The sequence below is a fragment of the Amycolatopsis sp. cmx-11-51 genome, assembly GCF_047608665.1.
In the GTDB taxonomy this organism is placed as follows: domain Bacteria; phylum Actinomycetota; class Actinomycetes; order Mycobacteriales; family Pseudonocardiaceae; genus Amycolatopsis.
On sequence record NZ_JADNQO010000002.1, the window covers coordinates 726,781 to 740,358 of the forward strand.

Sequence of the window (13,578 nt, forward strand, 5' to 3'; positions counted from 1 at the left end):
GGCGGAACGACCGACCTTAGTAGGGGGGCGATACCCGGAAAGCGGATCGACAGTTCCGCGATTACCGGCTAGTTTGCCGAAATGGTGGGGGACTCCCTGATGGCTACCGGAAGCCGCGGCCGAAGCGACCGGCTCGCCGCGCCGCGGCGGATTCTGGGGACCTGGAGCCTGTGGGAACTACCCAGGCGGGGCCTGATCGGGTACCTGCTCCTCGTCGACGCGGCCGCCTTGGCCGCCATCACCTACCTCTTCGTGCTGCGGCCGCCCGCGTCGTCGTCACTGCTCCCGTTTTCCGCGCTGCTGGCGGGAATGATCCTCAGTTCGGAGCTTTCGCGGCCCGTTGAGCGGTCCCGCGCCGACACCCGGCTCGGCGCCGGCCTGGACGCGGCCTGGATCTTCGCGGGCGCGCTGCTGCTGCCACCCGCGCTGGCCGCCGTGCTCGTCGTCGCGTCGGCGGGATACCGCTGGTGCCGGATCCGGCGCGGGATCCCGCATCGCCAGGTGTTCGCGGCCTCCGCCACCATGCTGGCGGCTCTCGGTGCCTCGCTCGTCCCACTGCTGCTGCACGCACCGCCGTTCGCCGACGCGACAAGGGATTTCGAAAGTTTCGCCCTGGTTTTCGCGACCGGTCTGGTGTTCCTGTCCGTCGACGCCGCCTTGGCCGCCCCCGCGGCCGAATTCGGGGCGGAGCCGTCGGGATTCGCCTTCGACACGGCGATGGTCGCTTTCGGCCTGCTGCTCGCGTGGTCGGCGGTGGACTGGCCGTTCGTCACCGTGGTACTCGCCGGCGCGCTCGTGGTACTGCACCGGGCGGGGGCGATGCGCGCGCTGCGCGGCCACGCGGGTACGGACTCCGGCACCGGACTGCTGACCGCTTCGTCCTGGTTGGACGGTGCCCGCACCCAATTCGACCTGCTTCGCGGCCGTGGCGCCGATCTTTCGCTGCTGATGCTCGATCTCGACCATTTCGCCAGGCTCAACGACCGGCACGGCAGGCAGGTCGGAGACGACGTGCTTCGCGCGGTCGCGGACACTTTGCGCGCGGAGGTCCGCGCGGCGGACCTGGTCGGCCGGTTCGGCGGCGAGGAGTTCATTGTCCTGCTGCCCGGTACGAGCCGGTTCGACGCGCACGCGATCGCCGAACGCATCCGGCTGCGGATCTCGTCGACGTTCGTCTCACTGGGTGGGACGTTCGCCGGGGCGACCGTTTCGATCGGGGTCTCGTCGCATCCCGTCGGCGGCGAGACGCTCGACAGGCTCGTCGGCGCGGCGGATCAGGCGTTGCGTGCGGCCAAGGGGGCCGGGCGCAACCGGACCGTCGTCTTCGAAACCGAAGAATCGCTCGACTAGTTCCCGGTGGGCACGCCGATGTCCTCGAACCACAGTTCCGGATGGTCCTGGATGAACTCGGTCATCAGCGCGGTGCACGCCGAGTCGTCGAGCAGGGTGATCTCGACGCCGTTCTCCTCGAGCCAGCCGTGCCCGCCCTCGAACGTGGCGGCCTCGCCGATGATCACCCGGCCGATGCCGAACTGGCGCACCAGCCCGCTGCAATACCAGCAGGGGGAGAGGGTGGTGACCATGATCGTGTCCCGGTAGTGCGGTCGCCTGCCCGCGTCTCGGAACGCGGAGGTCTCGGCGTGCATCGACGGGTCGCCGTCCTGGACCCGGCGGTTGTGCCCGCGGCCGAGCAGGGCACCGGCGGTGTCGAACAACGCGGCGCCGATCGGAACCCCGCCTTCGGCCTTGCCGAGTTCGGCCTCTTCGCGGGCGACGGACAGCAGCTGCGCGGGATCGATCACCCAGGCCACCTTACGGGTTCACGATGCCCTTATGGCGGGCTGGCCGTTTCGCGTGACTGGTTGGACGGCACGTATGACCAGACGGACGACACGCGTGACGGGATGGACGACACGCTTGCGGCCGGGCTACGTGGCGAGTCGTCCCTCTGGACACGCGTGTCGTCCCGCTAGTCACGCGAAACCACCACCGGCGCACCGCAGAGGTACCTGAGACACCCTCCGCCCTGGCCACTCACGAGTCCGATGCGGACCGGAACTGTCCTCGATTTCTGCAACACTCCTTCTCATGAAGCGAGCGAACCGATGACCACGGGCACGTCGGCACGGCTGCTGAGACTGCTGTCGCTGCTGCAGGCGCGGCGCGACTGGCCGGGCGCCGACCTGGCCGACCGGCTGCGGGTGGACGTCCGCACGGTCCGGCGCGACGTCGAGCGGTTGCGGGAGCTGGGTTACCCGGTGCACGCCACACCGGGGGTCGCGGGCGGCTACCGGCTCGGCGCGGGGGCCGCGCTGCCGCCGCTGCTGCTGGACGACGACGAGGCCGTCGCGGTCGCCGTCGGGCTCCGTACGGCCGCGAACGGGACGGTGTCGGGGATCGAGGAGACCTCGGTGCGCGCCCTCGCGAAACTGGAGCAGGTGCTGCCCGCCCGGCTTCGGCACCGGGTGGCCGCGCTCAACACCGCGATGATCCCGCTCGGCGGCGTCGTCCCGGTCGTCGACGCGGACGCGCTGACCGTCATCGCGTCCGCGTGCCGTGACCATCAGCGGCTCCGGTTCGGCTATTGCGGTCACAAGGGCGACGTCACCGAGCGGTACATCGAGCCGCTGAGGATGGTGCACACCGGGCGCCGGTGGTACCTGATCGCTTTCGACCTCGACCGCGACGACTGGCGGACCTTCCGCGTCGACCGCATCGACGGCGTCCCGGACACCAGTTTCCGCTTCACACCGAGAAAACCGCCGGCCGAGGACCTCGCGGCCTACGTCTCCCGCGGGATCACGTCGTCGGCGTATCCGTACCAAATGGTCCTGCGGGTGAACGCCTCGGCGGACGCGCTCGCCGAATACGTGTCACCGACCGCCGGGACGATCGAGGCCATCGACGAGCACACCTGCCGGGTCAGGGTCGGATCCAACGACCTGTCCGTGATGCCTTACTACCTCGCCCATTGGGACGTCGACTTCGTCGTGGAGGAGGCACCGGACGAGGTCAAGGAGCGGCTACGGCTGGTCGCCGACCGTTTCGCGCGCGCGGTCGTTTGAGTCCGAAGTGGACTTCGCGGCTCGCTTGGCCAGCAGACCGATCGAGCCGAGCGAGATCAGTGCCAGCACGATGATGTAGAGCGACACCGACATCGAGGTCCCGGTGGATTCCAGCAGCAGCACCATGATGAACGGCGCGAGCCCGCCGCCGACGACCGCGCTGATCTGGTAACCGAGTGAGGCGCCGGTGTAGCGCATCTCGGCGGTGAACAGTTCGGCGAACAGTGCCGCCTGCGGGCCGTACATGATGCCAAGGAACAGCGATCCGACGAACGAGGCGACCACGAACAGCGGTAGCGAAGCCGTGTCGATCAGCAGGAACATCGGGATCGCCCAGAGCGCGACACCCACCGCGCCGAAGGTGTAGATCTTGAGCCTGCCGATGCGGTCGGACAGTTTCGCCGACAGCGGGATGATCGCCAGCTGCACCGTGCTGATCAGCAGGGTGGCGACGAGCACGGTGGTGCGCGACATCCCCAGATGACGGGTCGCGTAGTCGAGGACGCCGTTGAGCAGGATGTAGAAGGTGGCGGTGTTGACCATGAACGAACCGCCCGCCAGCAGCACGGTGCCCTTGTGGTCGCGCAGGACGTCGCGCAGCGGCGACTTGGCGCGGCCGCGTTCCTCGGCGGTGAGTTTCGCTTCGGCGCGGCGGTATTCCGGGGTTTCGTCGATCTTGACGTGCATGTACCAGGCCAGTCCGAGCACGAGAATGCCGACGAGGAACGGAATGCGCCACGCCCAGGTGAGGAAGTCGGACGGCGGGGCGACCTGCGCGGCGATCAGGAACACCGTGTTCGCCAGCACCACGCCGATCGGGACACCCAGCTGGACCAGGCTGCCGTAGAGGCCGCGTTTGCCGGGCGGCGCGTATTCGGTGGCGAGCAGCATCGCGCCACCCCACTGCGCGCCGACCGCCACACCCTGTACGAGCCGCAGCAGCACCAGGAGGATCGGCGCGGCGATGCCGATCGTGTCGTAGGTCGGGAGCAGGCCGATCAGCGTCGTCGCCGCACCCATCAGCGCGATCGCCAGCACCAGCACGGGTTTCCGGCCGCGTTTGTCGCCGAGGCTGCCCGCGATGATCCCGCCGAGCGGCCGGGCGAGGAAGCCGACCGCGAAGGTCGCGAACGAGGCCAGGACACCGGCCGCCGCGTTGGTGGTGGGGAAGAAGGTCTTCCCGAACACCAGGGCGGCGGCGATTCCGAAGACGAAATAGTCGTACCACTCGACAGAGGACTCGAGCGCCGCGGCGCTCGCGGCCCGCCTGCGCTGGGACACGGTGATCGTCGGTTCCGCGGCGGTTTCAGGGGCGTTCGGTGCACTGTCGGCCATCTGGGTGCCCTTCGCTCGGCGCTGCTGCGGCGATGCAGTCCGGGCAAGTTAACAACCGCTTAGTATGTGGTCAACGTCTCATCGGATATTTCTCGATACCGACCGGTTGGTATGTCACGCTGGTGCCGATATCGCCGACGGAGGTCGACTCAGTACCGGTCAGGAGAGTTTCGTGCCGAGCATGCGGAGCACCAGCTCGCTGTACTCCTGGCCCAGCTTCTTCGGCGTCTGGCGGGCACGGTCGCTGTACCAGCGGGAGACGTCGACGCCGAGCGAAAGCACGGCGCGCGCGGCGGTGTGCGGGTCGCCGACGGTGAACACCCCGGCCTCCGAGCCTTCGGTGATGACTTCGCGCACGATCTGCTCGATGCGGCGGCGCAGCTTCGCGACGATCTCGAACTCTTCGTCAGGGAGCGCGTGCAGTTCGTACTGCACGACGCGTGCCACGGTGTGCCGCCGGGCGTGCCAGGCCACGAAGTCCTCGACCAGTAGCCGGATTCGCTCGACCGGGTCGGTCTCACGGGCGACGACGCTCTCGACGAGTGAGAGGGTCTGCTCGTGGCCGTACTTGGAGATCGCGAAAAGCAGCGCCGCCTTGGACGGGAAGTGCACGTACAGCGCCGCGGGGCTCATCCCCGCCGCCGAGGCGATGTCCCGGGTGGTGGTCGCGTGGTAGCCGCGCCTCGCGAAGGATTCGACCCCGGCCAGCATCAGCCGCCGCGCCGTCTCCGGCTGGACGTCGGGCCACAGTTCGGCCGACAGCGACATGGTCATCCGCAGATCCTCCCAGACGCTCGTACCGGATGGTGGGCTTGACACCGACTCCGGACCTTTCCATTGTAAGTGAGCGCTCGCTTAGTGAACTGGTCGCTTAGTGAACACAGAGGAGATCGACAGAGTGAACTCGTTGAAAGATCGCGTCGCGATCGTCACCGGCGCGAGCCGGGGTATCGGCTTCGGGATCGCCAAGGACCTGGTCGAGCGCGGCGCGAAGGTGTGCATCACCGCGCGCAAGCCGGAGCCGCTGGCCGAGGCCGTCGCCGAACTGGGTGGCGAGGCGGTCGCGATCGCCGTCCCCGGCAAGGCCGACGACGCCGCGCACCAGGACGAGGCCGTCGCCAAGACCATCGAGACCTTCGGCCGGCTGGACATGCTGGTCAACAACACCGGTATCAACCCGGTGTACGGGCCGACGCTGGACATCGAGCCCGAAGCAGCGGCGAAGATCTTAGCCGTCAACGTGCTCGCGCCGCTTTCGTGGACCCGCCGGGCGCGGGACGCGTGGATGGGGGAGCACGGCGGCGCGGTGGTGAACGTCGCGTCCGTCGCCGGGCTCGGCGCGTCACCCGGGATCGGCATGTACGGGGTCAGCAAGGCCGCGCTGATCCGGCTCACCAAGGAACTCGGCTTCGAGCTGGGCCCGAAGATCCGCGTGAACGCCGTCGCGCCCGCCGTGGTCAAGACCAAGTTCGCGACCGCGCTGTACGAAGGCCGCGAGGAAGAGGTCTCGGCGTCCTATCCGATGAAGCGCCTCGGAGTGCCGGCCGACATCGCGAGCGCCGTGTCGTTCCTTCTCTCGGAAGAGGCGGGCTGGATCACCGGGCAGACGATCGTCCTCGACGGCGGCGTGACGCTGGCGGGTGGGCTGTGACCGTGTCGTTCACCGGATCCGGCGTCGTCATCACCGGCGGAGGCGGCGGCATCGGTGCCGCCCTCGCCCGCCGGTTCGCCACCGAAGGGGCGAGGGTCGTCGTCGGCGACCTGAACGGGGACGCCGCCGCCGAGGTCGCGAAGGAGATCGGTGGAACCGCCGTCGTCGGCGACGCCGCCAGTGAGGCGGGCGTCGCGTCGCTGATCGAGACCGCTCGCGAAACCCTCGGTGAGGTCGACGTTTTCTGTGCCAACGCCGGGATCGCGCCGATGGGCGGCGTCGACGCGCCCGAGGAGGACTGGGCACGGATCTGGGACGTCAACGTGATGGCGCACGTACGGGCGGCGCGGCTGTTGCTGCCGGTGTGGCTCGACCGCGGTCGCGGGCACTTCATTTCGACGGTGTCGGCGGCGGGATTGCTGACCACCCTCGGCTCGGCGTCGTACTCGGTGACCAAACACGGTGCGCTCGCGTTCGCCGAATGGCTGTCGGCGACCTACCGGCATCGCGGGCTCACGGTGCAGGCTATCTGCCCGCAAGGGGTGCGGACGGCGATGCTGGAGAACACCGGCCCCGCGGGCGAACTGCTCATGGGCGCGTCGGCGATCGAGCCGGAGCAGGTCGCGGACGCGCTGTTCGAGGCCATCGCGGCCGAACGTTTCCTGGTGCTGCCGCACCCCGAGGTCGCGGACTACTACGCCGCGCGGGCCACCCAGACCGACCGCTGGCTCGGCGGGATGAACAAACTGCAGCGCAAGGTGGAGCAGGTTGTCGGCGAGTGATTTTCGGAGCCACCCGTGCCCAGGAGCTGGGAGCCGGAATGGGCTGATCAGGTGGTGAGCCAAGTCGGTAGGCCCGGGGTTTCGAACGGGCGCGCGCGAGTGATGGGTTCGGCCACCGGCGTATGAAGACTTCTTCCCCAGTAGAGGAAGGCTCCATCCTGGCGCCTAGCGTCCCGAGTTTGACGTCAGGTCTTGAATCTTCCATGCTGCGGCCCGGCGGGCCCTCAGACTCGCGGTTCTGGTGTTCTGGAGTGTTCGCACCACGATGAAAGCCGGGATCGGCTTCAACGCACGAGTTTCCGCCGCAGGAAACCCCGGCCCCGCTCGGTCGAGGCGACTCGCTCCACGCAATGTGGTTGATCTTCGCCGGGGGATCGGCCACTGTAGGTGTGGGGTCTTGCTCGCGGTAAGGAAAACTCAATGAGCAAACGCTTCGTGGTTCGTGGCGCCGTTCTCGCCGTGACCCTCGCGGGTTCGGTACTCACCGCGGGATCGGCGATGGCGAGCACCGCGGAACCGTGTGCTGCCGGGGCGTCAGGTGACGTCGCGGCGGCTTCGTGCACGCCGTATCGCAAGCAGAGCGAGGGCTGGAGCAGCAAGACCGCTTGTAACCGCGCCGGCAACGAGGGCGCGCAGGCGATGCGCTGGACCGGCTGGAACTGCAACCAGGCGCTGCGCGGTTGGGAGCTGTGGGTGCGCACCTGCACCGCGCTGGCCGCCGAGAAGGACGCGGTGACCACGCGCGAAACCGTCTGACCTGTGCGGGGTCGCCCTGGGTGCGAAACGCCCGGGGCGGCCCTGTCTCCTTTTCTCCAACCACAGTGATTGTCTTGGTCGGTGGATCGGGATTCGGTCGATCGAAGGACGGAGACCTCGCGTAGCGATCATCGGTCACTCGCGCCGCGGTGTCGCGTCGAGCGTGGCTGCCCAGTGGCCGGTGATTCGCTCCGATACCGGCGGCTCCCAGTGCGTCGACAAACCGGCCGGTATGCTGAGCGTCCGCACGAGAAGGAGCCGGCATGACACGAGCGACCACCCGCAAGGCGGGGACGGCCGAGGCGAACGGCGACGACCAGGCCGCCGTGCCGCGCCGTCTGCTGTCGCACGCCACGAAGCTCTTCGCCAAGAAGGGGTTCGATCGCACCTCCGTGCAGGAGATCGTCGAGGCGGCCGGGGTCACCAAGGGCGCGATGTACCACTACTTCGGCTCCAAAGACGACCTCCTTTACGAGATCTACGCCCGGGTGTTGCGCGCGCAGACCGAGCAACTGGAAAAAGTGGCCTCGAGCGAGGCGCCACTCCGGGAGAGGCTGCGCTCCGCCGGCTCCGACGTCGTCGTCAGCACGATCGACAACCTCGACGACAACACGATCTTCATGCAGTCCATGCACCAGCTCAGCGTGGAGAAGCAGAAAGCCGTCCGCGCGGAGCGCCGCAAGTACCACGAGCGGTTCCGCACGCTGATCGAAGAAGGCCAGGAGTCCGGCGAGTTCCGCGCGGACAAACCGGCCGACGTGATCGTCGACTTCTTCTTCGGCTCGGTGCACCACCTCGGTTCCTGGTACCGGCGTGGCGGCGCGCTCTCGGCTCGCCAGATCGGCGACCACTTCGCCGATCTCCTGCTGGCCGCGCTGCGACCCGAATAGCCTTCACCCTGGCGGCGCGGGCACGAGACGCTCGGCGAACCAGTTGCGGCGGCGTTCGAGCACCGCTCCCACCTCCCATCCGGAGGTGAAGGCGAGCAGGCCCGTCGCCACTTCGTCGGCGCCTTCGGGAGGCCAGCCCTGGGCGGCCAGGCTCGACCGCAAAGCTTCGGCGTAGTCGGAATAGGAGAAGCCGGGCAAATCCGCGACGAGCGCCGTCGTCGTCCCGCCGTGCGAGTTCAACCCGCCGAAGGACCGGCCGCAACCGCATTCGGAATCGGGGGACGCCTCGCCGTCGGAGCAGCTCGGGGCGATCCAGATCAGTTCGCCTTCGACGCAGTCGTTGAAGTCGTTCTCCCGCGCACCCTGGGTCTTCGAGGTGGCCACGAGCAGTTTCATGGTGACTCCCTGTTCGCTCTGATGTTCGAACAGGTTTTACCGGCGGGGTCCGACACTTTCCGGGGCGGACCCCGCCGGAAGAATCAGGCGGGCAGGTCGATCAGTGGCGCGAGGGCCGCGCGATGCTGCCCAGGAGTGCCAAAGGCGATCTCGTCGCTCTTCGCACGCTTCAGGTACAGGTGCGCGGGGTGCTCCCAGGTCATGCCGATCCCGCCGTGCAGCTGGATCGCCTCTTCGGCGGCGTGGACGGCGATGGGGGAGTTGCGGGCCTGTGCCACCGCGACGGCGATCGCGATGTCGTCACCGGAAGCAAGGCAGTGGGCGGCGTAGCGCGCGGTCGCCCTGGCGTTGACCAGATCCGTGTACAGGTTCGCCAGCCGGTGCTTCAGCGACTGGAACGATCCGACCTGACGGCCGAACTGGTAGCGCTCCTTGAGATAGCGCACCGTTTCGGTCAGCGCCCATTCGGCGATCCCGAGTTGTTCCGAAGCGAGCAGCCCCGCCGCGGTCGCTATCGCCGTGTCCAGTGCGGAGGCCGCCACCGAGGAGTCCGCGACGCGCTTCGCGGCCACGTTCTTCAAAGTGACGTCGGCGATGCGCCGGGTCAGGTCCAGCGAAATCACCTCGGTGACCGTCACTCCCGGCGAAGCCGTGTCGACGGTGTAGAGGCCGGGGCCGTCGGGCCCCACCGCCGGTACGACGAGCAGTTCCGCCACCGAAGCGTCGACGACGCTGCGGACCTGGCCGGTGAGTGTGCCGTCCGCGGCCGCGCTGACCGTGGCGGGGAACTCGGCGCCGGGAACGGTCGACAGCGGGACGGCCAGCGCGCCGATGAGCGTGCCCACGGCCAGTTTCCCGAGCCGTTCGGCCACTTCCGCCTGCGACGTGTCGGTCGCCAGCAAAGCGGACGTCGCCAGGACGGCGCTGCCGAGATAGGGGACGGGGGCGACACTGCGCCCGAGTTCCTCCATCACGACGGCGACTTCACGCGCCGAAGCGCCGTGCCCGCCCAACGCCTCCGGTACCGCGAGGCCCGCCGCGCCGAGGTCGGCGGCGAGCGTGCGCCACAACTTCAGGTCGTACGGTTCGGCCGTCTCGGTCCTGGCGATCAGCGCGGCCGGTTCCGCGCGGTCCTTGAGCAGGTCGCGGACGCTGGCGCGAAGGTCCTCTTCGACCTCGGAGTACAGCAGGTCGCTCATCGGGGCAGGTCCTTCCAGGCGACGTCCTTGTCGATCCGCGGCTCGGACGGCAGTCCCAGCACGCGCTCGGCGATGATGTTGCGCAGGACCTCCGAGGTGCCGCCCTCGATCGAGTTCCCCTTGGCGCGCAGGTAGCGGTAGCCGGCTTCGCGGCCGAGGAAGTTCACGCCGTCGGGGCGCCGCATCGTCCAGTCGTCGTAGCGCAGGCCGTCCTCGCCGAGCAGTTCGATCTCCAGCCCGGACGCGGCCTGGTTCAGCTCGGAGAACGCGACCTTGATCGCCGAACCCTCCGGTCCGGGCGCTCCGGCGGCGAGTTGCTGCCGCAGCCGCGAACTCACCAGGCGCAGGCTTTCCCCCTCCACCCACAGTTTCAGCAGCCTGTCGTGCAGTTCCGAGGTCCGCAGCTCCGGGCGCTCGCGCCAGGTGTTCGTGACGGCGCCGACCATGCCGCCGTCACGCGGGAATTCGGCCCCGCCGATGGCGACGCGCTCGTTCATCAGTGTGGTCTGCGCGACCTTCCAGCCCTCGCCGACCGCGCCGAGGCGGTGCGCGTCGGGGATCCTGACCTCGCTGAGGAAGACCTCGTTGAACTCGGCCTCGCCGGTGATCTGGCGCAGCGGCCGGACCTCCACACCCGGCGCGGTCATGTCGCATACGAAGTACGTCATGCCGCGGTGTTTCGGCACGTCGGGATCGGTGCGGGTGACCAGGATGGCCCACTGCGACTTGTGCGCGCCCGACGTCCACACCTTCTGCCCGGTGACCACCCAGTCGTCGCCGTCGCGCACCGCGCGGGTGCCCAGCGCGGCGAGGTCGGATCCGGCACCGGGCTCGCTGAACAGCTGGCACCACACCTCCCGTTCGGTCCACAGTGGACGAAGGAAGCGCCGGTGCTGCTCCGGGGTGCCGAAGGCGAGAATGGTCGGCGCGGCCATGCCGAGGCCGATCCCGATCCGCCGTTTGTCGTTGTCCGGTGCGCCCGCCGCCGCGAGCTCGTTGTCCACAACGGACTGAAGCGAGCGCGGCGCGCCGATCCCGCCGAGGCCTTCGGGGAAGTGGATCCACGCCAGACCGGCGTCGAAGCGCGCGTCGAGGAAGTCTTGGCGTGACGTGCTTTCCGGTGGGTGCGCGGCCAGCAGGTCGGCCACGCGTTGCTTGAGATCCTGTGGTGTCGTCACATCTTTGAGAGTCACTTCTTGGCCTCCGTGCAGTACTTCTTCAGTTCACGGTGCGCCAGCGAGCGCTTGTGCACCTCGTCCGGGCCGTCGGCCAGCCGCAGCGTCCGCACCTGCGCCCACATCTCGGCGACGGGGAAGTCCTGGCTGACGCCACCCGCGCCGTGGACCTGGACGGCCTTGTCCAGGATCCACTCGACGGTGATCGGCGTCGAGATCTTGATCGACTGGATTTCGGTGTGCGCGCCCTGGTTGCCGACGGTGTCCATGAGCCACGCGGTTTTGAGCACCAGCAGCCGCTGCTGCTCGATCTTGACCCGCGCCTCGGCGATCCAGTCCTGCACGACGCCTTGTTCGGCGATCGGCTTGCCGAAGGTCTCGCGCGACAGCGCCCGGCGGCACATGAGTTCCAGTGCGCGTTCGGCCATGCCGATGGCGCGCATGCAGTGGTGGATCCGGCCGGGGCCGAGGCGGGCCTGGGCGATGGCGAACCCGTCGCCCTCGCCCGCGATCAGGTTCTCCGCCGGCACACGGACGTCCTCGAAGATCACCTCGGCGTGGCCGCCGTGGTCGCCGTCGGTGTAGCCGAACACGTGCATGCCGCGTTTCACGGTCATACCGGGAGTGTCGCGGGGGATCAGGATCATGCTCTGCTGCTTGTGCGCGGGCGCGTCCGGATCGGTTTTGCCCATCACGATGAAGATCTTGCAGTTCGGGTTCATCGCGCCGGAGATGTACCACTTGCGGCCGTTGACGACGTACTCGTCGCCGTCGCGCCGGATGCTCGTGGCGATGTTGCGGGCGTCAGAGGAGGCGACGTCGGGCTCGGTCATCGCGAACGCGGACCGGATCTCGCCCTCCAGCAACGGCCGCAGCCAGTGTTTCCGCTGCTGTTCGGTGCCGAACATGGTGAGGACTTCCATGTTCCCGGTGTCCGGTGCCGCGCAGTTGAGCGCGGTCGGTGCGAGCCGGAGGCTGCGGCCGGTGATCTCGGCCAGCGGCGCGTACTGCAGGTTCGTCAGTCCGGCGCCGTGGTCACCGGGGAGGAAGAAGTTCCACAGTCCGCGTTCGCGGGCCTCGGCTTTGAGTTCTTCGACGATCGGCGGCTGCGACCATTCGCTGTCGCGCTCGGCCAGTTGCTGTTCGAAGACGGCCTCGGCCGGGTAGATGTGCGAATCCATGAACTCGAGGAGCTTTCCCCGTAGTTCCTCGGTTTTCGCGTCGAAGGCGAAGTCCATCTTGCTATCCCTCTTCCTTGAGAGTCTCGTTGCCGTGCGCGATCAAGGGGACGACACCGGAGCCGATGTTGTCGAACCCGCTGCCGACGGTCTGCCCCTTGCTGTAGCGGAGGTGGATGCCCTCCAAGATCACCGCGAGCTTGAAGAAGGCGAAACCCACGTACCAGTTGAGCCGGGAAACGTCACGGCCCGAACGCTCGGCGTACCGCGCGATCACCTCGTCGTTGCGCGGATAACCCGGCGCGGAACTGGCGTTGGACACGAACTGCAGCGACACCTTGTCGCGTTCGGCGTAGGCCACCAGTAGCGCGAGGTCGGTCAGCGGGTCGCCGAGGGTGGACATCTCCCAGTCCAGCACCGCGGTGATCCGGTCGTCGGCGTTCACCAGCACGTTGTCGAGCCGGTAGTCCCCGTGGACGATCGACGGCCTGCCCGAAACCGGCACCGAACCCGCCAGGCGGTCGTGCAGTTCGTCGGCGCCGGGCAGGTCACGGCTGCGGTTGCCGTCCAGTTGCTTCTTCCAGCGCCGCAACTGGCGTTCGAGGAAGCCCTCCGGGCGGCCGAAATCGCCCAGCCCCACCGACTCCGGATCGACGGCGTGCAGTTCGACCAGGGTGTCGACCAGTTCGTCCGCGATCGCCCTCGTCCTGGCGGGGCCCAGCGTGGCCAGTTCGGTGTCCGAGCGGAACGGGGTGCCCTCCACGAATTCCATCACGTAGAACCGCGAGCCGATGACGTCGGTGTCCTCGCACAGCAGCACGGTTTCCGGCACCGGGACGGCCGTGCCGTGCAGACCGGAGATCACCCGGAACTCACGGCCCATGTCGTGCGCCGTCGGCAGGACGTGGCCCAGCGGCGGGCGGCGGACCACCCAGCGGGACCGGCCGTCGCCCACGACGTAGGTGAGGTTGGATCGGCCCCCTTCCACGACCTGGCCGCTCAGGTCGCCCTGTACGAGACCTGGCCGGTGCTCGTCCAGGTGGGCCCTGAGCTTGGCCAGGTCGAGGCCCGGCAGGTCGGACTGGTTCATCGTGCCTCCAGCGGCTTGCTTTCCGAGTACAGTACCGACCAGTCGGTATGGTGAACAGTGG

At 68.5% G+C, this 13,578-nt stretch carries 14 protein-coding genes; 6 read left to right on the forward strand and 8 right to left on the reverse strand.

Going from position 1 to position 13,578, the window contains the following annotated elements; translation table 11 throughout:
• Nucleotides 1-99: 99 nt before the first annotated feature.
• Nucleotides 100-1,350, forward strand: a complete 1,251-nt coding sequence (locus tag ACM6LU_RS12340; RefSeq protein ID WP_414937748.1) for a GGDEF domain-containing protein — start codon at nucleotides 100-102, stop codon at nucleotides 1,348-1,350.
• Here ACM6LU_RS12340 and ACM6LU_RS12345 read toward each other — a convergent pair.
• Complete coding sequence (locus ACM6LU_RS12345; protein WP_414937749.1) at nucleotides 1,347-1,811, reverse strand: nucleoside deaminase; 465 nt, start codon at nucleotides 1,809-1,811, stop codon at nucleotides 1,347-1,349. The two genes, ACM6LU_RS12340 and ACM6LU_RS12345, sit on opposite strands and share 4 nt — an antisense overlap.
• A gap of 294 nt (nucleotides 1,812-2,105) precedes the next feature.
• Here ACM6LU_RS12345 and ACM6LU_RS12350 point away from each other — a divergent pair, with 294 nt between their 5' ends.
• Nucleotides 2,106-3,065, forward strand: coding sequence for a helix-turn-helix transcriptional regulator (locus tag ACM6LU_RS12350; protein ID WP_414937750.1), 960 nt, complete (start codon nucleotides 2,106-2,108; stop codon nucleotides 3,063-3,065).
• Here the strand turns inward: ACM6LU_RS12350 and ACM6LU_RS12355 are convergent.
• On the reverse strand, nucleotides 3,024-4,400 hold the full coding sequence (locus tag ACM6LU_RS12355; RefSeq protein ID WP_414937751.1) for an MFS transporter: 1,377 nt from the start codon (nucleotides 4,398-4,400) through the stop codon (nucleotides 3,024-3,026). The two genes, ACM6LU_RS12350 and ACM6LU_RS12355, sit on opposite strands and share 42 nt — an antisense overlap.
• Before the next feature lie 159 nt (nucleotides 4,401-4,559).
• A complete protein-coding gene (locus ACM6LU_RS12360) occupies nucleotides 4,560-5,174 on the reverse strand; it encodes a TetR/AcrR family transcriptional regulator (RefSeq protein WP_414937752.1) in 615 nt (204 codons plus the stop codon).
• Between the two features lie 124 nt (nucleotides 5,175-5,298).
• On the opposite strand from ACM6LU_RS12360, the gene ACM6LU_RS12365 reads away from it, so the two are divergent.
• The 4 genes from ACM6LU_RS12365 to ACM6LU_RS12380 all read left to right on the forward strand — a co-directional run bounded on the left by ACM6LU_RS12365 (nucleotide 5,299) and on the right by ACM6LU_RS12380 (nucleotide 8,479).
• The gene (locus tag ACM6LU_RS12365; RefSeq protein ID WP_414937753.1) at nucleotides 5,299-6,051 is read left to right on the forward strand and encodes an SDR family oxidoreductase; all 753 of its coding nucleotides are present in this window, start codon (nucleotides 5,299-5,301) and stop codon (nucleotides 6,049-6,051) included.
• Nucleotides 6,048-6,833 (forward strand): SDR family oxidoreductase, encoded by a 786-nt coding sequence (locus tag ACM6LU_RS12370; RefSeq protein ID WP_414937754.1) that lies wholly within the window; start codon nucleotides 6,048-6,050, stop codon nucleotides 6,831-6,833. The genes ACM6LU_RS12365 and ACM6LU_RS12370 overlap by 4 nt, the downstream gene beginning before the upstream one ends.
• 420 nt (nucleotides 6,834-7,253) lie before the next feature.
• Nucleotides 7,254-7,589 (forward strand): hypothetical protein, encoded by a 336-nt coding sequence (locus ACM6LU_RS12375; RefSeq protein WP_414937755.1) that lies wholly within the window; start codon nucleotides 7,254-7,256, stop codon nucleotides 7,587-7,589.
• A gap of 263 nt (nucleotides 7,590-7,852) precedes the next feature.
• Entirely contained in the window at nucleotides 7,853-8,479 is a 627-nt protein-coding gene (locus tag ACM6LU_RS12380; protein ID WP_414937756.1) for a TetR/AcrR family transcriptional regulator, read from the forward strand.
• 3 nt (nucleotides 8,480-8,482) lie between these two features.
• Here the strand turns inward: ACM6LU_RS12380 and ACM6LU_RS12385 are convergent, their stop codons facing one another.
• The 5 genes from ACM6LU_RS12385 to ACM6LU_RS12405 all read right to left on the reverse strand — a co-directional run bounded on the left by ACM6LU_RS12385 (nucleotide 8,483) and on the right by ACM6LU_RS12405 (nucleotide 13,517).
• Entirely contained in the window at nucleotides 8,483-8,875 is a 393-nt protein-coding gene (locus tag ACM6LU_RS12385; RefSeq protein WP_414937758.1) for a hypothetical protein, read from the reverse strand.
• Between the two features lie 83 nt (nucleotides 8,876-8,958).
• Nucleotides 8,959-10,074 (reverse strand): acyl-CoA dehydrogenase family protein, encoded by a 1,116-nt coding sequence (locus ACM6LU_RS12390; protein ID WP_414937759.1) that lies wholly within the window; start codon nucleotides 10,072-10,074, stop codon nucleotides 8,959-8,961.
• Nucleotides 10,071-11,252, reverse strand: coding sequence for an acyl-CoA dehydrogenase family protein (locus tag ACM6LU_RS12395; RefSeq protein WP_414937967.1), 1,182 nt, complete (start codon nucleotides 11,250-11,252; stop codon nucleotides 10,071-10,073). The genes ACM6LU_RS12390 and ACM6LU_RS12395 overlap by 4 nt, the downstream gene beginning before the upstream one ends.
• A gap of 11 nt (nucleotides 11,253-11,263) precedes the next feature.
• Nucleotides 11,264-12,487 carry an acyl-CoA dehydrogenase family protein gene (locus tag ACM6LU_RS12400; RefSeq protein WP_414937760.1) on the reverse strand — a complete coding sequence of 408 codons (1,224 nt, stop codon included), beginning with the start codon at nucleotides 12,485-12,487 and terminating at the stop codon, nucleotides 11,264-11,266.
• 4 nt (nucleotides 12,488-12,491) lie between these two features.
• Nucleotides 12,492-13,517, reverse strand: a complete 1,026-nt coding sequence (locus tag ACM6LU_RS12405; RefSeq protein ID WP_414937761.1) for a phosphotransferase family protein — start codon at nucleotides 13,515-13,517, stop codon at nucleotides 12,492-12,494.
• Nucleotides 13,518-13,578: the final 61 nt, after the last annotated feature.